The sequence below is a fragment of the Fictibacillus sp. b24 genome (assembly GCF_030348825.1).
Taxonomy (GTDB): domain Bacteria; phylum Bacillota; class Bacilli; order Bacillales; family Fictibacillaceae; genus Fictibacillus.
The window spans coordinates 3,360,505-3,384,338 of the sequence record NZ_JAUCES010000005.1; the positions used below are offsets into that span (position 1 = coordinate 3,360,505).

Sequence of the window (23,834 nt, forward strand, 5' to 3'; positions counted from 1 at the left end):
AAAAGCTGCCCTTCACAGGTCTTGTTAAACACCTGTTTAGGGCAGCTTTCCCATTTCCTCATCCATTTTCAGTTCTAATCTCTACTCACTGACTTCCTGCCGTTACCTTCAAACCGATGATCCCCGTAATAACAAACGCTAAAAATACAAAACGAAGCAACGTTTTCGGCTCTCCAAAAAGTATGATTCCTAAGATAACTGCACCAGCTGCACCAATTCCTGTCCAGATGGTATACGCCGTTCCGATCGGCAGCACTTTTGTAGCTTGTGACAAATAATAAAAACTTACAATCATTCCAATAACGGTTACTACCGAAGGCCAAAGTCGAGTAAAGCCATTCGTATATTTTAGTCCAATTGCCCACACAATCTCAAAAATACCTGCAATAAATAAATAGACCCACGCCATTCTAACAACCTCCTAAAATAAATAAAGCCCGGGAAGATATAGTATCTATATCCTCCCAGGCTTTTATCCTTCCGTGTACACAGTGTATCCACCGTGCGCTTTCTCTCGGACCAGTCTAGTGAATCTCACTACGGAACCCTAGAAAGCTTTCTGTCTATATTATCGAAAAAAGTGTAATTCGTGTCAAGAAACTACTCTAATTTCATTTCCCCTCATGGTAAATAATGTATAGATTCTTCTTCTTCATCAAACATTAAAGGATAAAGGCAGGTGAAGACAGTCGTGGATACACTAAAAGTGGGTGTTCCCATCTACAAAGATCTCCAAGCAAATGATGAATACATACGAAATCTTTATAAAAACTGTGATGATATTAAGATCAGGCATTTCCAATTCGGTGAGAACTACAAACAAGAAGCTTTGGTAGTACACTGCGATTCTCTTGTACAAGAAGAAAAATCAAACCTGCTATATCAAATTATTAAAGATATGCCTGACTTTGAGGCTGCTCTTTCGCTTTCTGTTTCCGTTCAACAAATCAAAAACTTTTTCGAGAATAAAGGTGTTTCATCAAGACCTGTAATCCTCGTGAAAAACTATAACGAATTGAATGCGAATATTGTGAATGGACATATCGTTTTACTCTTTGATAAGTGGGATCTGGCGATAACCATTGATGCTTCATCTGTTGAAAAAAGAAGTGTTGCAGAACCTCAAAACGAGGTAGTTGTAGTCGGACCAAGAGAAGGAACCATTGAGAACCTCCAGAAAAATCTTGGTTTGATTCGCTCCAGGCTGAAATCACCAGACTTGAAATTTGTATTTAAACAAACAGAAAGTAAATCGAATACTAAATTTGTTTATGGCTATTTAAACGGAACCGTAAAAAAGGAAATGCTAGAGGAATTTGAATCGAGAATTAACAAAATAAATAAAGAGGAAATCCTTGAAACTTCCTATATCGCTGAACTAATAGAAGACTCAACTATTACCCCCTTTCCTCAATATCGATTTACAGAAAGACCGGACGTTGCTGCTGCATCTCTATTAGAAGGCAAAATCATCATCTTAATGGAAGGGACAGGTACTATTGTTATTTGTCCAGGATTGTTTAATGAGTTCTTTCAATCTGCTTCAGACTATTATCAACGGTCGATATTTTCATCGATTATCAGGATGGTAAGGTTTGTTGGATTTATTTTAAGTTTGGCGTTACCGAGCATCTATATTGCATTAACGACATTTCACTCAGAGCTAATACCAACAGTGCTTCTTATAGCGTTATTAGATACGAGGGAAGGGATACCCTTTCCAGCGATAATTGAAGCATTGATCATGCTCTTTTTCTTTGAACTTTTACAAGAAGCTGGTGTAAGACTGCCAAAACCGATTGGATCAACCGTCAGTATTGTTGGAGCATTAATCATCGGTGAAGCATCCATTAATGCAGGGCTCGCTTCTCCCATCATGATTGTGGTAATTGGACTTACAGGAATTGCTTCTTTTTCCATTCCTTATTACGATTTTGGATTCGCAGCACGATTATTGCGGATACCTTTAATGTTTCTTGCAGCTGTTATGGGAGGATTCGGTCTTTTCATCGGGTTTATACTGATATTCCTCCATCTGTCCAAATTAAAAGTACTTAACGAACCGTACCTAGGTACATTCACACTTAACAGCACTTCATTATTAAAAGATGGCTTCATTCGCTTGTCATTGAAAAAATTGCTCCGTCATCGAAGCACTGGAAAAGGAATCTAATGCACGAAATAAGAAAAGGCGGGATTAAGATGAAGAAGTTAATTAAATACATCGTTGCTTCCTCCCTTCTTTTTTTATCAGGCTGTTGGGATCACGCGGAACTTACTGAATATGTTTTTGTCCAATCACTTGCGATTGATCAAAATAAAGATGGCACTATAAAAATCACGACCCAATTTTATAAACCTGCACCAAAAATTTCTTCAGCTGGTAGCGGTGGTGAATCTTATTTCAATATTGAGACCGAAGCAAAATCAGTTTTTGATGCTATTCGAGATGTGACCATCCATGTAGGAAGAAAAGCAAACTGGGGACACGTTCGATTTATCGTTATTAGTGAAGATGTTGCTAAAAAACTTAATCTTGGCTCGGCTCTGGATTTCTTCTATCGTGATCATGAACCAAGGCTTTTAACAGGTATTGCTGTAACAGAAGGTGTTGCAGCTGACTATTTAAAAGAAAAGCCACATGTAGAAAATACCGTGAGTGAGCAATTGAATGAAGCTACTAAAACGGGAAGTAAGTTTAGCGCAAAAACATATCCTGCTAATTTATTTACAATTGGAAAGCAGCTTCATAGCGAAGTGGATACAACATACGCTCCCTTTCTAAAGAAACAAAAAGCGAAAGAGAACAGTATTTTTGTAGATGGCCTTGCGATTTTTCAAAAAGGAAAATTGAAAACTATATTATCGAACAAAGACACGAAATCCCTAATGTTAGCCACTAATGAATTTCAATTCGGTATTATTGAAGTTTCTTGTAAAGGGAATAAGCTGCGAGAAACGTTCGAAGTGACTGAATCTCATACTAAAACATCCGTTTCCATAAAAAAAGAGGCCATACATTACTACATTAAGCCAAAACTACAGGCAAGTATGGGAGAGTTAGAATGTACAACGATAAAAAAAGGGTCTCAAGTAGAAGAGCTTAACGAGAAGATTGAAAAGCAAATTAACGCTAACCTAACCGCCTTATTAAAACATTCTCAAAAGAAAAATCTAGATATCATCGGTTTAGGCAACTATATCTACAGATCAAACCCTCAAGAATGGGCAAAGATAAAAAAAGAAAAAATACCTTATTATAAAAATGCGGTTTTTCATGTAGATGCGACTATGAATGTTACGAACACAGGCACTGATATAGGAAGAGCTTTTCACAAAAAGAATTAGAATGACGAGGAATCACGATGACAGAAAAACTGATTATTTTCATCTTGGTTGCACTGCTTTATTTCGATTTCAAAACTGTAAAACAAGATAAAAAATCAAAAAAAGTTTATTTGATTATTTCGATCCCAGCTGTTTATTTGCTTTTTTCATATATTACTGGGATGAACTTACCAAACTTAGACGAGATATTTTATTTCATTCTCGGTCCAGCTGCTGAAGCCGTTCTCTCATGGCTGCAAGTAAAATAACAAGGGGTAACTACTATGCATGCAGGTAAAATCAGTTATTGGCAAATGGCTGTCTTATTTCAAGTGTATATAACAGGGTCTGCCTTGATCAATATTCAGGGACCTTTATTAGCTGCTGCCCAGAATGGTGCATGGATCTCCTTGCTTCTTGCAAACATAGCTGGGTTTTTCATCTTATTTCTTGTGCTTACGCTGCACAATCAGTTTCCAAATGAGTGCTATGTAAATCAAGTTCGCATCACATTAGGAAGCGGATGGACTTATATCACCATCATCCCTCTTATCCTCGTGATCTTATATATTAACTCAAACATCGTATACGGGATGGGCCAATATTTTACCACTTCTATGATGAGAGAAACCCCACTTTTCATCTTTCATTGTCTCATATTAATAACTGCAGGGTTAACGGCCAAAGCAGGGATAGAAGTGATGGCTCGTATGTTTCATCTGCTTATGTATGTTTTGTTATTTATCGTCGTAATCATGCTCATCCTGCCTTATAACGTATACGAATTAGGCAATTTACTCCCCCTTGCACCCATGGGTTTTAAATCAATCTTACATGGAGTCTATGTAGGGTTCGGATTTCCTTATATGGATATCCTCTTTTTTGCTATGATTCTTTATTTTGTAAAGCCTAAACAAGGACAAACCATCAATAAATGGCTGTATCTAGGATTGTTTATCAATGGTATCATTCTTGCACTAACGATACTCTGTTCGATCATGGGACTTGGTCCATTAGTGTTTCTAAAAAAATTTCCGCTTCATGTCCTCGCCCAGTTAATCAGTATTGGTGAGATTGTCGAACGTGTTGAAGCGATCTTTGGAATAGCCTTAATCCTGGGATCTTATATGAAAATTGCGTTATTGCTGTTTATCCTAGATCAAGCCATATCAACTCTGTTAAAAGTGAAAGCTTCCCAATTTATTTATATCATTGCGACGATCGTTCTGTTTCTTTCTCTCACTATGTATAAAAACGAGATCGAACTAGGTGAATCAGGGTCTATCATGCAATCAGCTGTAACGTTTTCTTTTGGATTTCTTCCTCTTTTAGTAGTTGCGATTGTGGCTAAAGTTAAAAACATAAAAGGACATCAGGCTACTTCGTGAACATTTATTTTGTAGTAATTACTTTAATCTCACAGCTTTGGTATTTTTTTCGAATGGTATCACTCAGTGTTTGGATAAAAGTCTGTTGTGATAATGAAATGTCTGTATCTCTCTTCAACTGAACCAATGCGCATTCTCTGTAGAGCATAGGAAAGTCTTTTATCGTTAATCTTACAAGTTCCCCACCTTCTATTTCACTAGATACCATTGTTTCAGTCAAAAGTGATACGCCTACTCCGTTTTTGATCATGTCAAGAGCTGTTTGTGGAGGCACTTCAAGATTATGAAATGGGATTAATTCCTTTTGTCTTCTTTTTGTTTCGAGACTCCAGTCCACCAGTAAGTAAGGTTCTGCACGCTTTAATTCTGCTAACTCCAGACTTCCCTTTTTCGCTAATGGATGGTTACAGTGAGTCACAAAAACTAAAGGTTCTTTTATATGCACCAGACTTCTTAATTCAGCGTTGAAAAACGGATACGTCATGAGACACAGCTTCACGTAGCCCTCATATAACATTTCTAAAAGTTCCTGGTTATGACCTGTATGAATAATGATCCCTAAATTTGGATACTTTCTCTGTAAAGTTGTAAGTGTGGCAGAAAAATAATGGGTCGCAAGTGTAGGGAGTGTTCCAATCGCAAGCGTTCCCCCTTTTCCCTCCTGGGCAAGTCTGGATTGTTCCATTCCTTTATAAAGAGTGGCTAGTGCCTGCTGGGCAAAAGGCAGAAAGGTTCTCCCCAAGACAGTTATTTCGAGCTTGTTACCTCCCCTTTTGAATAGCTCTCCTCCTATTTCTTCTTCAAGATTTTTTATCCGTATACTTATAGCTGGCTGAGAAATATCCATCATTCGTGCGGCCTTGCTGAAACTGCCGTGACGGACCACTTGGTCAAATGCTTGTAATTGATTGATATCCATTCTTTCACCATCTTGTTATTAATATTTTTAATAATGACTATAGTTTCTATTATATTGTTAAATGAACAGCATTCAAATACACTTTTTCATATTAAGAAAAAGAAAGGGTGTACGAAATTGTCTGTTCAAAATGTCTTTAAATTTCCTCATCTAGTTGTTTTATGGATCAGTCAGTTGTTTTCAGCGATTGGAGATCATTTGTATGTGGTAGCGATTACGTGGATTGCAATTCAAGAGCTAGGTTCCTCTGCAGCGTATGTAATTGGTTCAGGAACATTTTCTTCTTTATTCTTCGGCTTGTTAGGTGGCGTATATGCTGATCGTTGGAATCGTTTTAATATCATGATTGGGACAGATCTACTTAGAGCTTTATTTGTTGCACTTATTCCCCTTATAGAATTGGTGTCAGAGATTCATATATGGCATCTCGTCCTAATTAGTGTAGCTGTATCTGGTTTAGGTACTTTTTTTAATCCTTCTCTTCAATCAAGCTTACCTTCCCTTTGCAAAGACCCGAGATTATTACAGCAAACAAACGCCTTAATGGATACAACACACCGTTTGGCAAGAATATTCGGGCCAGGTTTAACAGGCGTTTTTCTTTTATTTCTTCCATTGCCGCACTTCTTTTCATTAGATTCTTTTACATTTGTGGTTTCTGCTATTGCTCTAACGTTTATTCGGAAATCATTTATGAAGACTAGGTACATACAAAGCAATCCTTCTCAAAAGAGGCAGACGCCATTGAAAGATCTAACCCAAGCTTACCATTTACTTCATAATCATAAACTTCTTGTATGGGCGTTGATTAGTTTGGGGCTCGTGAACTTGTGCTGGGGTGCCGTTTACATGGTCGGCGTTCCCCTTTTTACTGAAAAAGTCCTAAAAGAAAGTGTAGCTGCTTTTGGACTTATTGGAGGCGCTTATGGTGTAGGTAATATCGTCAGCTTATTTGTTGTAGGCAACATAAAAAGAAACATGATTTATATGTATATCGGGCACCTTATCTTGGGTGTTGGATTTATCGTTATCGCTTCAGCGGATACCCTATGGGTCGCACTTCTCGGAGCTGTTATTGCTGCATTCGGCAGTCCGATGGGAGATATTCTTTTGCTTACAATGATTCAGACAGATTTTCCTGAAACTCATATTGGAAAGATCTATAGCTTCCGGGCTCTAATAGGCGGACTTGGCCTTTCTTTAGGTACGTTCCTGGCAAGCTTCTTCTATCAGCTGTTGCCGATTTCGGTTGTTATGTTTATTTTTTCAGCCATCATAATCGGTGTAGGATTAACAGGAATCATTTTTCTAAAAAGAATCAATCTTAAACCTGTTTTCCATTTAAGTAAATAATTAAGAGCGAGAGAGTGCACTGAAAAACAGGTTGAAATTCAAAAGTTATTCTTTTTAAACAGAAAAAACAAGGGCCTCGCATGTGATTATCATGCGAAGCCCCCTTATTTTTGGACTGACTAATGCGAGTTGAATTGATCCTTCCTTTTGGGTTTTGATGCAAACATGTAGTGATTGGAGCGGAAGGGTGCTGACTCCTGCGGGACGAGTGGGACAGGTGAGACCCATAAAGGCGCGTAGCGGCATGGGGCTCACCGCCCGCCCCGCGGAAAGCATGTACCCTGGAGCGGAGATCACCGCACCAAACCTTTTATTTAGGACTTTTTCAGTGGACTCAGAGCAGGCTGCCTTCTTTTTTCTTTATACTGCTCTTTTTTCAAGCGAAGCACTCCATGCTGTTAAAAGTACTGCGCCGAATACCATAACTCCGCCAATCCACGGTGTATGAATGATACCGATTGAATCCACAATGATACCTCCAACAAATGCACCAATCGCGATACCTAAGTTAAACGCAGCGATATTGATGGCAGATGCAACATTTACCGCAGACGGTACATATCTTTCGGCAAGTTTCACAACATAAACTTGTAGACCTGGAACATTCATAAATGCTAATAATCCTAACAAGAAAATCGTAATGGTCCCAGCTATTTTAAATGGGGCTGTGAACGTTAATATAACAAGAATGATTGCTTGAACAACGAACATCCAGAACAATGCTTTGATCGGATTTTTATCTGCGGCTTTTCCTCCAACGGTATTACCGATGGCAACCGCAATTCCGTATCCTAAGAGAATCCAGCTAACTGCTTTAGGCGCGTAGCCAGTTACATCTTCTAATATAGGTGCGAGATACGTAAAAGCTACAAATGTTCCACCATATCCTAGAGCTGTAATTGAAAAAGCCAATAATAGACGTCCGTTTTTGATAATCTTCAATTGATCTTTTAGACTAGAAGGCGGTGCTTCTTTCAAATTCTTTGGAACTAAGATGGCACTTGCGATGATTGCAACTACACCTAATAATGCAACTGCCCAGAATGTAGCTCTCCAGCCAAAGGATTGTCCGATAAATGTCCCTAAAGGCACACCTGTTACGGTTGCGACTGTTAAACCAGTAAACATAAAGGCAATTGCACTAGCACGCTTATGCTCAGGAACGAGATCAGCTGCAATTGTCGCACCAATTGAAAAGAATACGCCATGTGAAAAAGCTGTAATGAATCGTGCGATCAACAATAAGGTGAAACTTGATGAAAGAGCTGCAACACTGTTTCCAGCTATAAATATTACCATTAACAGAAGTAACAACGTCTTTCTGTTCATTTTATTCGTTAAAGCGGTAAGAACTGGTGCTCCAAAGGCAACACCCATGGCATACCCAGATATAAGCAGACCAGCTAACGTAATGGATATATTTAAATCAGATGCTAGTGATGATAAAAGTCCAACGGGTACAAATTCTGTTGTCCCGATGCCAAAAGCGGAGATCGCTAATGCTAATAGTGCGGGAAAGCCACCTTTTGATTTCGACGCGGTTCCCACTTTAACTGCTGTTGAATTCATCTATAAATCCCTCCATTGATTTTGAGTAAGTCATGCACTAGTCATTTGGATGACTCGATGTTATTATGGAACATACACAAACTTAAAGTAAGTACGCACTTTAAAGTAATGTAGGCACTTTTAAGTAACAATTGAATGGTGGAGGTGTTTAATCATGAAAAAATACAACATACCTGTGGAAGCTGCACTTGAAGTAATCGGCGGAAAGTGGAAAGTGGTGATTTTATGCCACCTTATTAAAGACAAGCGAAGAACCGGTGAATTAAAAAGATTGATGCCCGGAATCACTCAAAAAATGTTAACACAGCAGCTTCGCGAGCTGGAAGAAGACGGCGTAATCCTTCGCGAAGTATATAATCAAGTACCTCCGCGTGTTGAATATTCTCTAACCGATTATGGTTGGTCACTTAAAGGGATTTTAGACTCACTTTGCGCCTGGGGCGAGCAGCATATTGAGAAGACTTACCCAAATAAAGAAGAAGTTTTGGTTCAGACTGAAGAACTAGAACAGGTATAGATACTGAAAAGGACAGCCACAACGGCTGTCTTTTTTAGTTTTATCAGCAAAATAATATTCTTAAATTTAAGTTAATACATTATTAGAAAACGTTAATGTTATCACAGGGGGAACTGGCATGAACATGAACCGTCTATCAGATGAAGATATGCTGAATGCTATTAAGAACGGTTTACAGAAGACCCTCTCTCCTCAAAGAATTATTATTGTAGGAGCAGGTATGGCAGGTCTTGTCGCAGCTTCCCTTTTAAAAAATGCAGGCCACGATGTTATCCTTTTAGAATCTACTCATCGAGTCGGAGGGCGCATTAATACAGTCAGAGCCCCATTTACCCACGGAAATTATTTTGAAGCAGGTGCTATGCGCATTCCTGAAATGCACAAACTCGTATTGGCATATATCAATAAATTTAACCTGACTACAAATGAATTTATAAACAGCAATCCTCATGACCTTCTTTTTGTAAATGGCATTCGTACAACTAATAGCGCATACGAGAAAAATCCTGATATTCTCAGTTTTCCTGTTTTGGAAAGTGAAAAAGGCAAAACCGCAGAACAGCTTATCCAATATGCTGTCCAGCCCATTTCGGATTTCATTGAACAAGATCCGGATAAAAACTGGCCGATCGTCATTCAAAATTTTCAGCAGTATTCACTAGACAATTATTTGCGGAATAATCCGTTTGGAAGGTCGTTATCTCTTAGTGCTATTGATAGCATCAAAGTTCTGTTATCCCTTGAAGGCCTTCCAGAACTTTCTTTTTTAGAGGTGCTGCGTGACATACTCATTATCTTTAAACCCGAGATTAAATATTATGAAATTACAGGCGGGTACGATCTTTTGCCTAGAGCTTTTCTGAGGGATTTACGGCATCACATATACTTTGGTAAAAAATTAACGAGAATTGTGCAGGATCAGTCGAAAGTGAAACTATACACAGAAAGTCCTCAAACGTTGCATCGTTTCTCTTTTGAAGCCGACAAAGTGTTACTAACCCTCCCTTTTTCCGTATTAAATTTTGTTCAAATTGAACCTTTTAACTCTCTTTCCTATTTCAAACGAAAAGCAATACGAGAACTTCATTACGTCCCTTCTATTAAAATTGGGCTCGAGTTTAAACATCGATTTTGGGAAAAAAACGGACTGACAGGCGGTAAAACGGTTACAGATCTAGCGACACGCTTCACCCATTTTCCAAGCCGAAGCAGACAAGATACATCCTCAGGCGTGGTAATAGGAAGTTATACGTGGGAAGATGATACGTTCCCTTGGAGAAGCTCATCGAACGAGATGAAGATTAAAGAAACGCTAAAATATCTCGCACAATTTCACGGTGAACAAGTTTATCAGCATTTTGTTACGGGCTCTAGCCATGATTGGTCTACCGATCCGAATGCTGGAGGCTGTTTTACGATGTATAAACCCTACCAGGAGTTAGAGTTATATGAACCGATTAAAACGCCTGAAGGAAGATTGCATTTTGCGGGTGAACATACAACCCTAAAGCATGGTTGGGTTGAAGGCGCGGTAGAGTCAGGAATACGGGCAGCGTTTGAGATGAATGGAGGCTGAAAAAGAGCTTGTGGCAGCTGCGATTAAAGGTATATCGAAGTCCTGATTCGGCGGTAAATCAGCTGAATGCTATTATCGTGGATATATTGGTATTTACGTGGAATTATTAAAATTAACGTGGATATATTGGAAATAACGTGGAATTATTGAAATTAACGTGGATATAAATTTCCGTGTTCGCTTGAAACAAACAATTCACTATCATGTCTTCCATAATAAGACACACATACCCATCAGATTCCCTAATGCATAAAGAAGAGCCGGTGACCTATTTTCCGGCTCTTTGCTTAAACACTTGTTTAATTTTTGGCGACATATCGCTCCAAAATGATATTTCGATGGTGCAGTTCATGCCCTGCAATAATCATCATAAGCGCTGAAACTGAAACTTCATGACCATTTGCTGTTCCAGTTCTCGTTAAAGACTCTTCACTCAAACTTTTGATCAGTTGAATCGTTGCTTGGCGAACGGCAACAAAGTTTTCTAACAAAGTTTTCATTGAACTGCTATCAAAATCCGCTATCTCCACATAGGCATTTTCATCATATCCAGGCAGTGAAACCTTTTCGCCCCGCGCAATGGACAGCAGTCTGTAGCTCATGATTCTTTCTGTATCCACTACATGACCTATCACCTCTTTTATACTCCACTTGCCCGCTTCATATCGATATTCACATCTTTCTTCACTCAACAAGCTTACTATTCCAACCGTTTCACGCATTTGATCACCAAGTATTTGAGCAATGTCCCCTTCTGGCACTAGCTTCACATACGTTTTGTAATAATCCGCGTATTTGTATGCTTCTGTCATGAATGTACTCCATCCTCTCATCATTTTCTTCAACTCAACTCGCATAATTGTATTTTTCTACTATTACTATGATAACGCAAGAAAATCCTTGTTAATTGAAGAAAATGTGGAATTTATTCGCTTACATTTCGTTATTACGTTCTTACAAATCGTGTTATAATCGAACGCGTTGACATCGGCCCGACTTTCATGAGAGTTGAAAGTCAAAAACAGTTTTCATTTAAAAGAGAGAGGTGTATTTTTTGGATTTACAGACAATTAAAAAAGAGTGGCTCGGGAACATTCGCGGAGATGTTCTTGCTGGACTTGTAGTAGGACTGGCGCTTATTCCAGAAGCCATTGCGTTCTCCATCATTGCAGGTGTAGACCCGATGGTAGGATTATATGCGTCATTTTGTATTGCCGTTGTAATTGCTTTTTTAGGCGGCAGGCCCGGGATGATTTCAGCCGCAACAGGAGCGATGGCACTAGTAATGGTTACCCTTGTCGCCGAACACGGTTTGCAATATTTATTAGCTGCAACCGTACTGACGGGTGTTATTCAAATTTTGATCGGTGTATTAAAGCTCGGTAAGTATATGAAATTTGTTCCTCGCTCCGTAATGGTTGGATTTGTGAATGCCTTAGCCATTTTGATTTTCACAGCACAACTTCCTCACTTTGTGGGAGAATCTTGGGTGATGTATGCGATGGTAGCTGGTGCTTTAGCGATCATCTATTTATTACCAAGAGTGACGAAGGCTGTTCCTTCTCCATTAATTGCTATTATTGTGATTACGATTATTGCGGTTATGTCTGGTTCCACTGTACGAACTGTTGGAGATATGGGTGAATTAACGCAAGCTCTACCAATGTTCTTAATCCCTGACATTCCGTTAACGTTTGAGACATTACAAATTATTTTCCCTTATTCATTTGCTCTAGCTCTTGTTGGTTTATTGGAATCCTTACTGACCGCTCAAATCGTTGATGATATGACTGATACAGGTAGTGATAAGAACCGTGAAGCTAAAGGTCAAGGGATTGCTAACATCGTTGCTGGTTTCTTCGGCGGTATGGCTGGTTGTGCGATGATCGGACAATCCGTTATCAACGTTAAATCTGGCGGACGCGGAAGACTTTCTACATTTGTAGCTGGTGCATTCCTGATGATACTTATCATCCTCCTTAACGACTTGCTATCTATGATTCCGATGGCTGCACTAGTCGGGGTTATGATAATGGTCTCGATTGGTACATTTGATTGGTCTTCCCTGACAAAACTGCATGTGATGCCTAAGTCAGATGCTGCAGTTATGATTGTTACGGTTGTGACGGTTGTTTTAACTCACGATCTATCAAAAGGTGTTTTAGCTGGTGTTATTTTAAGTGCTCTGTTCTTTGCAGCTAAAATCTCAAAAGTTGAGATTGAATCGACGCTTCAAAACAACAGCAAAACCTACATCGTTAAAGGACAATTGTTCTTTGCATCCGTAACAGACTTTGTTTCGCACTTTGATTTTTCAGAAAATGTGGAGCATGTTGTGATTGATTTATCACAGTCTCACCTTTGGGATGATTCTGCGGTTGGTGCTATCGATAAAGTTGTACTAAAGTATCGCCAGAACGATGTTGACGTTGAGATAACTGGACTTAATAATGATAGTTCAGCACTAGTAAAAAAATTAGCTGTGCATGATAAAGCAGATTCTAAGGTGACAGCTCATTAAAATAAGCAACAAAAGGATACACTTCAACGTGTATCCTTTTTACCTCTTGTAATTGTTAGAATATTTTGATTATGAAGCGGAAAATTTGTATAATGAGTATATGAAGAGCGATTTCAATAGGAAAGGAAGCGAAGTATCATGATTATCCATGAAACAGAATTCCGTAAAAAAGCCTATGATGAGCTATTCAGTCCTGAAGTAGACAAGTTGGAAGAGAACAACATGGTTCATAATTATAGTTTAGCCTTTTTAGGAATACTCACTATACTTTTAAGCAAACTTCTATGAAAAAGAGCTAGCCCAATGCGGCTAGCTCTTTTGTGTTCCTCTATTTCAACACATCCCAGATTCCCTCTGGTCCACCGCCAACATACCAGGCTGCAGTTCCACGCAAATGATACTTCTTCACAAGGTCATAACGAAGCTTCATTGAAGTTTCGTCTTCAACCCAAATCTGATGTTTCTCGCCATTTTCCATAAACTCTACATAGTTTTGCGATGTGCTTTGATCCCACTTTTTTGTTAATCCCTTTTCGTGAATCAACTTTTCTGTTTCCGTGATGGTTCTATCTACACTTCTGACTTTTCCACTTTTGTCTGTGATCCATTCTCTCGTGTAAAAAGGGACGCCAAGAAGAATCTTATGTGCAGGCACTTCGCGCAACAGCAACTTAATCCCTTCATCTGTCCAAGGAAGGGATGCAACCGAACCTGCTTTTGGAGAACTTCCCCAATGTTCGTCATAGCCCATCAACACGATATAATCCGCTGCTTTACCTAGCCCTGCCCGATCCAGGCTGCCTGACCAGAACGGATCATCATTTTCTCGGCTAACATCTACTGAGACTTCAATTCCATTTGGACTAAGTTCCTTTTTTAATTCCTGAATAAAAGTAACATAATCCTTCTTATTCTTAGGATCAATGTTTTCAAAATCCACATTAATTCCTTGACTCTTTGTTTTCACTAAAGATTTTTTTAATGCAGTAATAACCTTCTGGCGGTTTTCGGCGTCAGAAAGAATAAAGTCGGTAAGCTCTGGATCAAACCTGTTACCAAATAGAGGCCATACATGTTTTCCTGCTTTAGCAGCAGAAACTGCATAATTGTCATCCTCATTTAAGCTGATTAAGTTCTCATAACTCAGTGTATACCACCTAGGTGATACCACATCTAACCCATCGATGTGGAGTTGTTTTTGATACGAATCTTGCTTACCATTATACTTCCAGCCAAGATTGAAACGATTCAGCTTACTCTCTTTAACAGCTGATTGCTGAACCCAGCCAGTTTTGCCGCCTAATAGCTGCACCTGATAAAATCCTTCAGGAATTTTTAATTCAGTTCCTGGCTGAAGTACAACAGCATCTAAATCGTTATTCTTAATAAGACGATCTATAGAAACGTTATACGTCCTTGCGATTTTCCACAGTGAATCTTTCTTTTTTATCTGATGATTAACTAAATCAATCGGTATGATTAGACGCTGACCTACATATAGCCGTGAACCAATAATCCTATTAGCTCTTTTCATTTGGTTCACACTTACTCCATACTGCTTGGCAACTAGATAAAGCGTATCCCCTGTTGCAACCGTATGAATAAGCTCTGAATCTATTGCCTCTTTCCTCTTTAGGATAGGAAATTCTTCACCTCGTACCAACGTTGTTACGATCGGTGAATGTAATTCTGATGACGTGAAAGCAGCCGTTTTTGACGCTGAAACCGTACCAACTGAAACGGGTTCAGCTCCGTCTGCCTGTTTAGAATGACAGAGACTTGCAAATAATGCTGCAATAATTAAAGTGAATTTATACAAAGTTCCCCTCCAGTTTACCCTTTTTCTCTACATTTCTAGGGTACATGCTGCATGCAGCGGACTGAACAGGTACTTAGTGGAAAATCAAGAATCTAGTTATATAGGATCTATTAGAATAGGTGTCTTTTTCATCTTGCTAGTCAAACATACAGTCATTTACAAGTGGTTTACATAGGATGAAGGACTAGTACACTGCTATATTTTTAAATGACACAAATCCTAGAGTCTTGGACCATAATCATAATGGTTTCAATGCTTTTTTTTTCCAATGAGAGCAAAACACTACTTTCCATTCATTTATCTAGTATAAAATATACGTATTCACTGAAATAACCAAAAAAAAATCGTATGTTCTACAAAGGGGTACTTATGATGATACAAAGCAAAAACGTAAAGGAAAAAGTTCTTTCCATCCTTGAAGATAAAATACAAATTATAAAAAAAGACGAAGGCGCAATCTATCTAGTAGGGCCTATCCGACTGCCTGTTAATTTATATGGAGAAACTGTTGTGTTCAACTGGTATTGCTGGCTAGAAGGCTGTGAACAAACGGATAACTTTGAAGAAGTGATCGACAAGCTCTCTTCGGCAAATTTGGCTGAATATCAGCAGTCCAGCGTTTTAGTTTATGGAGACTTTGAATACAACGAAGAAGCGCTCATTCGCATGCACTCGATCTGTCACACCGGAGATATTTTTGGCAGCAAGCGATGTGACTGTGGCTATCAACTAAAACAGTCCATGAAAATGATCGTAGAACACGGAACTGGAGCCCTCTTTTATTTAGCAAACCATGAAGGCCGCGGTATTGGTCTATTTAGTAAGGCTATGGCTTATCTTCTGCAGGAAAATGGACAAGACACAGTGGAAGCCAATGAAAGTCTTGGATTTGTGGACGATTCCCGTAACTATGAAGATGCTATTGAAGTACTGAAGGCCTTACGTTCAAAGCCGGTAACTCTCATTACCAACAATCCGAAAAAATTAGAAGCGCTTCATAATGCTGGACTCTCAGTTTCTGCAAGAGCTCCGATTTGGGGGGATGTTTCTGAATACAACGAGAAATACTTACAAACGAAGATCAACCGATCTGGTCATTTAGACGAAGGAGTATTCACGAATGAGTAGCCATGAATTTTATATGAAGCTTGCCCTAAACAATGCTCAGGCGATGAAAGGACAAACAGACCCAAACCCGTTAGTTGGATCTGTTATTGTTAATCATAATGAGATCGTCGGTGTCGGTACGCACCTTAAAGCTGGCGAACCTCATGCTGAAATTCACGCCCTTCGAATGGCTGGTGAAAAAGCGAAAGGCGGAACGATCTATGTTACACTAGAGCCCTGCTCCCATCATGGCAGAACTGGGCCATGTGCTGCAGCAGTCGTTGAAGCCGGAATTAAGAAAGTGGTCATTGCTGCACTCGATCCTAACCCTCTCGTTTCAGGCAAAGGCGTTCAGATCTTAAAAGATTCTGGAATTGAAGTGGAGACAGGCGTTCTTCAAGAGGAATCAGAAAAGATGAATGAAGTGTTCAACAAATTTATCGTTAAAAAAATTCCATTTGTAACGTTGAAGTCAGGTATTACACTCGATGGAAAAATCGCGAGTCATACAAATAACAGCAAGTGGATTACGTCACCTGAAGCTCGCTTGGATGTGCACAGGCTTAGAAACGAAAATCAGGCTATACTTGTTGGAGTAAATACCGTAATACATGATGATCCTGAGCTTACTACAAGAATTCCGAACGGACGTAACCCTATACGGGTTATTATGGATTCAACACTTAAAATTCCGTTGGATTCAAAAGTTGTAACTGACCGTCAAGCAGAAACATGGGTTTTCACTTCAGAAAATTACGATGCACAAAAAAAACTACAGCTTGAAGCTTATGGTGTAAAAGTATTTGTTTCAGGTGAGGATCGTGTAAGTCCAATGCAGGTTTTGAAAATTCTAGGTGACAACCTAATTTCTTCACTCTTAATTGAGGGCGGTGGAACCATCAATGCTGCTTTTCTAGAAGACAAGCTCGTTGATAAAGCTGTATTCTACATCGCACCCAAGTTAATCGGCGGCCAAAGTTCCCCTTCGTTTTTCGGTGGTACAGGAATTGAAAAGATGGCGGATGCCATTCAGCTGCAAAATATGACGGTAACACAAATAGGACCAGACTTTAAGTTCACCAGTTATCCTAAATACGAATAAGAGGTAATGATAATGAGATTTGGCTTTGATATTGATGATACGTTAATCAACTTACGTCAGCATGCTTTTCATATCTACAATAAAAAACTGAAGCAAGATATTCCTTTGGATGTTTTTCATACGATTGAAACGCTTGAGATTCATGAGCCGTTTGGTCTTTCTACAAAAGAAGGCAATCAGCTATGGATCGATTCTATGGAAGAAATCTATTTTACAGACTGTCCTGCCTACCCTGAAGCGATAGAAGTTCTGCAAGAGCTCGACAAACAAGGACACGAAATCTACTACATTACAGCAAGACCTGCAAAGCATTGCGAGCAAACGAAAAAATGGGTTGAAAATGCCGGATTCCCTGTACAAGCAGGACGATTCTTCTGCGGAATGAAAGATGAAGAAAAGATTCACACGATTAAAGACTTAAATCTCGATTTTTACTTTGATGATAAGCCGAACGTATTAAATACTCTGACTGGTGAATCTGTTCAGCTATACGTAAGGCACCAGAACTATAATAAACACTTGGACATGCCACGTTTAACCGATTGGTCAGAGTTAAAAGAAATTATTAAAAAACATAACGACAAGAAATAGTACGCTGAATCAGCGTGCTATTTTTTATGGGATCATTTTGGTATGTTAAGAGTGGAGGCTGAGATTATATATGTTACTTTTTTTATTTCTTTGTTTATTGACTGTTGGTTTTTTTATTGAGATTATCCAAAAGCATGTGTTGAAGATAAAAGACCCAGATATCCATGAGTTATGGGCAGAGTTAGAAAATGAAGAATGGTTTAAAGAATTGAACGAGGACCCTGAAATCAAGAAGTGGATTGAACTTGATAAACAGAACGGTTTATTAAAAGATCCCTATTATGTACGAAAGATTATTGATCAAGGCGGACATCGTGAAGGTTACATACGCTACATAACAGATAAAGCGAAGTAATGACTCAAACAAAAGACCGATCTTTTGTTTGAGTTTTTTTGTTGGCCAAGAGCAATGGCGAATCTAGTCTTTTTAGCAACTCGCGGAAATTTAAAGTAAACTCGCGGGATTAAGTTGTAAATTTACGGAAATCTAGCCTAAACTCGCGGAAAAAACATATGAATTTGCGGGATTCCAATTGTGATTGAGATTAAGCACCTTTTCCCCATTTATATTTTCACCATAGAATAATGCCCTTAAATTAATACAATACTAACTCATATTTAAGTGACCGGAGGAACGTATGAGAATTCAATCTGGAGTAACTCCATTACATATTTATGTTCTATTAATTCTTTCATCCGGCCTGGTAAATCATGTTCTGATCATACCCGTCATATTATCAGCTTCAGGAAGAGATGCTTGGGTAAGTATTCTTCTTTCTCTTGTTCCTTACATCCTTTTTATTCTGCTTATCGGTTCCGTTTTAAAAAAATTAGGAAATCAAAATTTTATAGATTTTATAAAAAAACGACTAGGTCCTCTCCCTTTCTATCTGCTTTGCGGTGTGTTTATCCTTTACTTTTTCTTAAATGCAACGATCACTTTCCGAGATACCATCACATGGACTAAAACAAATTATTTAATGGATAGCCCTCCTCTTGCTCTTTGTATTTTGTTAGGATTGCTCTGCTTTTTCGGGACTTATAAAGGACTTCAAGAATTAAGCATGGTAGCTTTGATTGCCTTACCGTTAGTTGTAACATTCGGTTTCTTTATTGCAATTGGAAACATTCAGCATAAAGACTATTCGATGTTATTGCCCATTGCAGAAAATGGCTGGTCTCCTGTGTTAAAAGGTGGAGTGTATGTTTTATCGGGATTGACAGAGTTAAGTACGCTTTTATTCCTTGTACATCACACACATAAAACTCTGAAATGGAAACACATCTTTTTTGTGAGTTTTGTTTTAATGGGACTAATGTTAGGACCAACTATGGCAGCCATAGCAGAGTTTGGCCCTTATGAAGCCAATAAATTAAGATATCCTGCTTTTGAGCAATGGAAGCTTCTAACGATCAGTAAAGAGATCACAAGGATGGACTTCCTTTCCATCTTCCAATGGATTTCTGGTGCTTTTATCAGAGTGAGTTTATTGATGTTTTTAGTTACAAAACTGATTGATGTAAAGAAACACAGGATATGGGTAGTTGCTTCCCTATATCTGCTTGCAGTTGCTTATACCCTTGCTCCTATTTCAAACATTTCTATTTTTAACTTTTTGTATCATTACTTCTTTCCGATACAGCTCTATGTGATGCTGCCCATTATTTCGATTATCTGTCTCTATGTTCTCGTTAAGAAATGAGGTATCTGTGATGAAGTTTATCCACCGTAAAGAAAATACAAAAATTACTGAACTTCTTAGCTGGTTTACACATTCAACAGATGTTGTAGTAAAAAAAGATTTGTTTGCAGAAAAAGCGAAATCCACTGATTACACCCTGATGTTCTGTAAAGGGCTAGTGGATGTCCCTCTTTTAGAAAAAATCCTGCTCCCCTTCTTAAATGACGTATTTGAGCAAGGTGATGCAAATCTTTTTCGTTCTTTAGAAAATCGGTTTGTGGTTCACGAAATCAAAATTGATGCAGCAAACAAACTAAAGATTGAGCATAGCTTATTTTCAGGACAAGTATTATTAATCGGTTCTGAAAACAATTCTCTATATGCCATCAATCTTGCAAATACACCAAAGAGAACACCAGAAGAATCGAATACGGAAATCTCAATACGTGGTGCAAGAGACGGTTTTATTGAAGATATAGAAATTAATTTTGCGTTAATCCGTAAACGTTTAAAAACTTCTTCACTCAACAGCAAGTCTTTTACGATTGGGAAAAGGAGCCAAACGGCTGTTTCTCTACTATTTATTGAAGACATCATCGACCCTGATCTCGTGACACGTGTCGAACAGCGTCTCTCTAAGATCGATGTAGACGCACTCGTATCAAGCAGTGAACTAGAAGAGGCATTATCTGATTCAGTATTTTCTATTTTCCCCCTGCTTGATAATACAGGTCGTCCGGATTTTGCAGTCCAATCACTCATTCAAGGAAGATTTGTTATTCTTGTAGACGGTTCGCCTACAGTACTGATCGGACCTTCTTCTCTTGCGATTACATTGAAATCTCCAGAAGACGCACATGCAAGTTTTTACATGGTTTCATTTGAAAGGTTTCTTCGATTCACAGGGCTTTTCACAACCGTTACTTTACCTGGGCTTTGGGTTGCATTGACAACCTTTCATCCAGATCAGCTGCCTTATCCTCTCCTAGCGACATTAACACTCTCTCGAACAGGATTACCGTTATCGTTACCACTTGAAATGATGATCATGGTCGTTTTGTTTGAATTGTTTAAAGAAGCAGGCGCAAGACTTCCTAGGGCTGTTGGTCAGACAGTTGCCGTTTTAGGAGGTTTAATCGTTGGGGATGCGGCAATCCGGGCAGGGTTAACCTCTCCTACAACACTTGTTGTTGTAGCTATAACGATGATTGCCAGTTACACCTTCGTTAATCAATCATTGAGTGGGAATCTGCTTTTTTTGCGTATATATACCCTTATTATGTGTGCAACGTTTGGACTGTTTGGATTTTTCATCGCTATGCTTAGCATATTCTTGTTGGTAAGTTCCCTTCGTTCCTTTGACTATCCATATATTGAATCCTTAGCTGCACCAAATGCGGCTGATACGTTTAAAACATTTTTCAAAGCTCCTTTTACTTTCATGAAGAAAAGATCTTCGTACCTGTATCCAAAAGACTCTACTCGCCAAGGTGATAGCAATGAGAATTAAAACAAAGATGTCGTTCGTTTTGTCTCTATTATGTCTATTGCTTACAGGTTGTTGGGGCTCTAGAGGAATCAATGAACAGCTCTATATAGAGGCTTTAGGTGTGGATTACAAAGATGGAAAGTATATCGTTTATACAGAATCGGCAATCTTTTCGTCTATAGCTAAACAAGAAGGCGGCGGTGCCCAGACAGCTGACTCTCCTGTTTTAGTAGGGAGAGAAGAAGGCGACACTCTCACTATGGCTTTTAGAAAGTTAGAGAAATCTTCTCAATATCCACTATATTATGGACATGTGCAAGTGATTCTGTTTAGCGAGAGGGTTATAAACGAAAAGCTGAAAGACGTTATTTCTCACCTTGGGCATGATCCTCTCATTCGATTTACATCATGGGTTTACGGTACGTCCGAAGAAATACACGATGTATTGAAAGCGAAGTCTTTTTTTAAGCAAGCACCCACTTACAAAGTATTGTTTCATCCAGAAAATATGTTGAAAAGAAACCACTCTGTTAACCCACTATCTATGCAGATGCTGTTACGGGATGGCAGCGAACCGTTCGGGTCAGCGATTATTCCTAATGTAAAATTAGTAAAAGGAAAATGGCGTGAAGATAAAGATAAACCGATGTTGCCTACTATTAACGGAGGCTATGTGCTTAATAAAATGAATTTTAAAGGAAAGCTAAATCATAAGGAACTTTTCGGATTGGAGTGGTTAACACCTCAAGAAAAAGAAAACAAGTTAGAAGTTGCGCTAGGGGGCACTGTTGTAGAGGTTGAAGTTAAAAAATACAAAATTCGTTTAAAAGAACCTGTTCAAAAAGAGCTGAAATACACAGTTGAAGTGAAAGCTAAAGCAACAATCGATGAGAATTTAGATATTGTCCCACGTAAGGCACTTGAGAAAAAAATTGTGCAAGAAATAAAGACAGAAATCCAGCAAACATACTTAAACGGTGTTTCTATCAATAGCGACCTTTACAATCTAACTCGTTCTACTTATCGGAAATCACCGTCTTTAGTTAAAAAGTATGCGTTAGAGAGCGATTCATTAGATTCCGTAAAAGTTTCTGTTCAGATCGTTCATGCTGGAAGCCAAAAGTATAAAGAATAAACTAGCACGCTTAGCATGCTAGTTTATTTGTTTAATGCACTAATCGCTTGTTTTACATTTGCAAAAGTTTTTATAGATGAAAAATCGATTCCTTCAGAAACCGCACTAATCGCTAGCTCAGGACGCAAACCCGTCACCAGTACATCTATCCCTAATAAACCTAATACACGGTATATATTAAAAATATGAGAAGCTACTTCAGAATCGATATCGACGATTCCTGAGAAGTCCATTATTAAACGTTCAATTTGAAGATCAGGGATTTTAGGGAGCACATTATTCATAAGATGCTCTGTTCGATCAGCGTCAATGGTGCCGATCAATGGCAAGACAGCCAGTCCATTCTCGATCGGAACGACAGGTGTAGATAGTTCCCGGAGCTCTGTCTTTGTTTTCTCTAAAATCTCTTCTGACTTTCGCTCAAAGGCAAGAACCGTTTCGTTGATGCTCACATCAAGCATATGATGAACACGCTTAAGAATTAAAATCACATCTTCTGTAGACAGCCCAAATTCTGCACTAACATTTAGAATAAAGTCTGCAAACACCATACGCGTGTCAGGATAACGAATTAATATATCTGAAATTCTGTGATGTTTGGCGGCTGTTTTTTCCCCGTTCTCCCTGCTCCATTTCAGGAGTTGCTCAGGTACTGAACCCTCTTCACAATCAATAGATTCACTTAAAAACGATAAAAATTCAGCATACACTATGATTGCTTGATTGATGTCTTCCTCACTTACCTGAAAGCCAAACTTTTTAATAATATCATCAACGATTTTATTAGCTAGAAGTTCAGCATTTTCTTTTAGATAATGAGCAACCGTTAATGTTGATTTCAATTTGCTTCACTCCATCTCAAAAAATATAGTTTTAATGTCGTACCTTTAATGATTGTATCATTAAAAAACCAGTAAATGGCTAAGCTGTGAAAATAATAAAATAATGAATAACGAAGGTCTCTTAAGGAGTTGATTTGCGATTCAGGTGCTTCGCTTTCCGCAGGGCAGGCGGTGAGCCACATTTGTACGTTTCACTCTTAAGTGTCTCACCTGTCTAGTTGCAGTGTCTAGCCCCTCGAGGTCAAAAGCTAAATGATCCAGAAGGCAAAGTGCGCCTTCCTAGCTCATTCACCTTTTGCTTGTCGGGGCTGAACGAGCCACTTCCACTTTTCGGACTGCCAGCCTGTCCTGCAGGAGTCTCACACCTTACACTCCAATCAACTTGTCAAAGAAGAGAAGATACAAACGTAAACAACATTCTTTAACAGAACATCCTTTTGACCAAGAAATATAAAGATAAAGATAAATATTAAGACTATGTAAACATTAAAGGTACTCACTTGAAAGACAAAGATCCTCATGTTACCATGATTTCGAAAACCGATATAGGTATTCGATATTGTAATTCTACTTAGGCGGTGATTCTATGGAAGAAAAAGTTTTGCGAAAACTGTTTCTTGGTTTTATTCAAATTCACATCCTGCACCATGCACTGGAACACCCCATCTATGGCGTTTGGATGTTAGAAGAACTTAAAGAACACGGCTACAACATAAGTACTGGTACTCTCTATCCAATTCTTCACTCCATGGAGGCAGACGGCCTTTTAATCAGAGAAGACAAAAAGGTAGAAGGGAAAATAAGAAAATATTATACCGCTACTGAAAAAGGCAAAATCGTTTTATCTGAAGCCAGAACAAAAGCATATGAGTTATTTAAAGAAATTAAGGATTAAGA

General features: G+C 38.7%; 23 protein-coding genes and 1 riboswitch. Of the genes, 17 read left to right on the forward strand and 6 right to left on the reverse strand.

The annotated features are described in order from the left end of the window. Positions 1-85 precede the first annotated feature (85 nt). Complete coding sequence (gene sugE / locus QUF49_RS17580) at positions 86-409, reverse strand: quaternary ammonium compound efflux SMR transporter SugE (protein WP_289496973.1); 324 nt, start codon at positions 407-409, stop codon at positions 86-88. Positions 410-459: 50 nt separating this feature from the next. Then, a riboswitch (guanidine-I (ykkC/yxkD leader) is annotated at positions 460-562 on the reverse strand. A 117-nt stretch (positions 563-679) separates the two neighbouring features. Here sugE and QUF49_RS17585 point away from each other — a divergent pair. The 4 genes from QUF49_RS17585 to QUF49_RS17600 are packed head-to-tail and all read left to right on the forward strand — an operon-like array spanning position 680 to position 4,715. After that, positions 680-2,173 (forward strand): spore germination protein, encoded by a 1,494-nt coding sequence (locus tag QUF49_RS17585; protein WP_289496974.1) that lies wholly within the window; start codon positions 680-682, stop codon positions 2,171-2,173. Between the two features lie 29 nt (positions 2,174-2,202). After that, entirely contained in the window at positions 2,203-3,348 is a 1,146-nt protein-coding gene (locus QUF49_RS17590) for a Ger(x)C family spore germination protein (RefSeq protein ID WP_289496975.1), read from the forward strand. 17 nt (positions 3,349-3,365) lie between these two features. Then, the gene (locus QUF49_RS17595; RefSeq protein ID WP_289496976.1) at positions 3,366-3,596 is read left to right on the forward strand and encodes a hypothetical protein; all 231 of its coding nucleotides are present in this window, start codon (positions 3,366-3,368) and stop codon (positions 3,594-3,596) included. A 15-nt stretch (positions 3,597-3,611) separates the two neighbouring features. Further along, the gene (locus QUF49_RS17600; protein WP_289496977.1) at positions 3,612-4,715 is read left to right on the forward strand and encodes a GerAB/ArcD/ProY family transporter; all 1,104 of its coding nucleotides are present in this window, start codon (positions 3,612-3,614) and stop codon (positions 4,713-4,715) included. Positions 4,716-4,719: 4 nt separating this feature from the next. Here the strand turns inward: QUF49_RS17600 and QUF49_RS17605 are convergent, their stop codons facing one another. Further along, entirely contained in the window at positions 4,720-5,634 is a 915-nt protein-coding gene (locus tag QUF49_RS17605) for a LysR family transcriptional regulator (RefSeq protein WP_289496978.1), read from the reverse strand. 117 nt (positions 5,635-5,751) lie between these two features. On the opposite strand from QUF49_RS17605, the gene QUF49_RS17610 reads away from it, so the two are divergent. Continuing rightward, a complete protein-coding gene (locus tag QUF49_RS17610; RefSeq protein ID WP_289496980.1) occupies positions 5,752-6,987 on the forward strand; it encodes an MFS transporter in 1,236 nt (411 codons plus the stop codon). A 360-nt stretch (positions 6,988-7,347) separates the two neighbouring features. On the opposite strand, the gene QUF49_RS17615 is transcribed toward QUF49_RS17610, so the two are convergent. Then, on the reverse strand, positions 7,348-8,556 hold the full coding sequence (locus tag QUF49_RS17615) for an MFS transporter (protein ID WP_289496981.1): 1,209 nt from the start codon (positions 8,554-8,556) through the stop codon (positions 7,348-7,350). 154 nt (positions 8,557-8,710) lie between these two features. Between QUF49_RS17615 and QUF49_RS17620 the strand changes: the two genes are divergently transcribed. Next, on the forward strand, positions 8,711-9,073 hold the full coding sequence (locus QUF49_RS17620; protein ID WP_289496982.1) for a winged helix-turn-helix transcriptional regulator: 363 nt from the start codon (positions 8,711-8,713) through the stop codon (positions 9,071-9,073). Between the two features lie 118 nt (positions 9,074-9,191). Beyond that, positions 9,192-10,649 (forward strand): flavin monoamine oxidase family protein, encoded by a 1,458-nt coding sequence (locus QUF49_RS17625; protein ID WP_289496983.1) that lies wholly within the window; start codon positions 9,192-9,194, stop codon positions 10,647-10,649. A gap of 299 nt (positions 10,650-10,948) precedes the next feature. On the opposite strand, the gene QUF49_RS17630 is transcribed toward QUF49_RS17625, so the two are convergent. Then, positions 10,949-11,461 carry a DinB family protein gene (locus QUF49_RS17630; protein WP_289496984.1) on the reverse strand — a complete coding sequence of 171 codons (513 nt, stop codon included), beginning with the start codon at positions 11,459-11,461 and terminating at the stop codon, positions 10,949-10,951. A 242-nt stretch (positions 11,462-11,703) separates the two neighbouring features. On the opposite strand from QUF49_RS17630, the gene QUF49_RS17635 reads away from it, so the two are divergent. Continuing rightward, complete coding sequence (locus QUF49_RS17635; protein WP_289496985.1) at positions 11,704-13,170, forward strand: SulP family inorganic anion transporter; 1,467 nt, start codon at positions 11,704-11,706, stop codon at positions 13,168-13,170. A 138-nt stretch (positions 13,171-13,308) separates the two neighbouring features. Then, entirely contained in the window at positions 13,309-13,458 is a 150-nt protein-coding gene (locus QUF49_RS17640; RefSeq protein WP_289496986.1) for a hypothetical protein, read from the forward strand. Between the two features lie 40 nt (positions 13,459-13,498). On the opposite strand, the gene QUF49_RS17645 is transcribed toward QUF49_RS17640, so the two are convergent. Beyond that, a complete protein-coding gene (locus QUF49_RS17645) occupies positions 13,499-14,989 on the reverse strand; it encodes a LysM peptidoglycan-binding domain-containing protein (protein ID WP_289496987.1) in 1,491 nt (496 codons plus the stop codon). A gap of 372 nt (positions 14,990-15,361) precedes the next feature. Between QUF49_RS17645 and QUF49_RS17650 the strand changes: the two genes are divergently transcribed. The 7 genes from QUF49_RS17650 to QUF49_RS17680 all read left to right on the forward strand — a co-directional run bounded on the left by QUF49_RS17650 (position 15,362) and on the right by QUF49_RS17680 (position 22,095). Next, positions 15,362-16,117: a GTP cyclohydrolase II gene (locus tag QUF49_RS17650; RefSeq protein ID WP_289496988.1), complete on the forward strand. Its 756-nt coding sequence runs from the start codon at positions 15,362-15,364 to the stop codon at positions 16,115-16,117. Continuing rightward, positions 16,110-17,198: a bifunctional diaminohydroxyphosphoribosylaminopyrimidine deaminase/5-amino-6-(5-phosphoribosylamino)uracil reductase RibD gene (gene ribD / locus QUF49_RS17655; RefSeq protein ID WP_289496989.1), complete on the forward strand. Its 1,089-nt coding sequence runs from the start codon at positions 16,110-16,112 to the stop codon at positions 17,196-17,198. The genes QUF49_RS17650 and ribD overlap by 8 nt, the downstream gene beginning before the upstream one ends. Positions 17,199-17,210: 12 nt before the next feature. Next, positions 17,211-17,789: a 5' nucleotidase, NT5C type gene (locus QUF49_RS17660; RefSeq protein ID WP_289496990.1), complete on the forward strand. Its 579-nt coding sequence runs from the start codon at positions 17,211-17,213 to the stop codon at positions 17,787-17,789. A 70-nt stretch (positions 17,790-17,859) separates the two neighbouring features. Next, on the forward strand, positions 17,860-18,144 hold the full coding sequence (locus QUF49_RS17665; RefSeq protein ID WP_289496991.1) for a hypothetical protein: 285 nt from the start codon (positions 17,860-17,862) through the stop codon (positions 18,142-18,144). 283 nt (positions 18,145-18,427) lie between these two features. Next, on the forward strand, positions 18,428-19,492 hold the full coding sequence (locus QUF49_RS17670; protein WP_289496992.1) for a GerAB/ArcD/ProY family transporter: 1,065 nt from the start codon (positions 18,428-18,430) through the stop codon (positions 19,490-19,492). Positions 19,493-19,502: 10 nt separating this feature from the next. Continuing rightward, positions 19,503-20,981: a spore germination protein gene (locus QUF49_RS17675; protein WP_289496993.1), complete on the forward strand. Its 1,479-nt coding sequence runs from the start codon at positions 19,503-19,505 to the stop codon at positions 20,979-20,981. Next, on the forward strand, positions 20,971-22,095 hold the full coding sequence (locus tag QUF49_RS17680; protein ID WP_289496994.1) for a Ger(x)C family spore germination protein: 1,125 nt from the start codon (positions 20,971-20,973) through the stop codon (positions 22,093-22,095). The genes QUF49_RS17675 and QUF49_RS17680 overlap by 11 nt, the downstream gene beginning before the upstream one ends. 23 nt (positions 22,096-22,118) lie before the next feature. On the opposite strand, the gene QUF49_RS17685 is transcribed toward QUF49_RS17680, so the two are convergent. Further along, positions 22,119-22,937, reverse strand: a complete 819-nt coding sequence (locus QUF49_RS17685) for an STAS domain-containing protein (RefSeq protein ID WP_289496996.1) — start codon at positions 22,935-22,937, stop codon at positions 22,119-22,121. Between the two features lie 586 nt (positions 22,938-23,523). On the opposite strand from QUF49_RS17685, the gene QUF49_RS17690 reads away from it, so the two are divergent. After that, entirely contained in the window at positions 23,524-23,832 is a 309-nt protein-coding gene (locus QUF49_RS17690; RefSeq protein ID WP_289496997.1) for a PadR family transcriptional regulator, read from the forward strand. Positions 23,833-23,834: the final 2 nt, after the last annotated feature.